The 477-nt window shown below is 46.1% G+C and carries 1 protein-coding gene; it reads right to left on the reverse strand.

What is annotated here, in order from left to right:
* The coding region (locus KP705_RS17365) for a protein rep (RefSeq protein WP_215765181.1) at positions 1–477 on the reverse strand (477 nt) is incomplete at both ends.

The raw sequence follows: 477 nt of genomic DNA on the forward strand, positions 1-477 counted from the left end.
GACCATAAGACAGGGTTCAGAGACGTTATAGAAAGCATGATGCGGGAGCATCAGCCCAACAATCTTATTCTCCATCTGCTCGAATTTTATTTCATCACCAACGATGACACGACCATCAAGAGAAGGCTCAACACAGAGAGCCATAGCAATATCGGGCCCGAACATATCCAATGATTTAGGGACACCTATCGTGGCTTCGCCTTCATCACGCTTCGTGAAAAGCTCAGCATCATTGATGACACGCTTCTTCATCATCTTCAGAGATCCATCAGACTGATCTCGAACGATGCGAAGCCTCTCATCATTAAGAGACCCCTTGAACTCCTTAAACGATCCGTACCTCTGTATCAGTCGCGTATTGAGTGTCTCATTATAGAACCACTCAAGATGGCCATCCTCCATCGTCTCAATATCGTTCGGCTTAGTCACATATTTTGTGACCTCATCAACAGACTCAAGAGTTCCCGCCTCCTTACC

The sequence above is a fragment of the Gluconobacter sp. P1D12_c genome (assembly GCF_018812105.1).
Classification (GTDB): Bacteria; Pseudomonadota; Alphaproteobacteria; order Acetobacterales; family Acetobacteraceae; genus Gluconobacter; species Gluconobacter oxydans_A.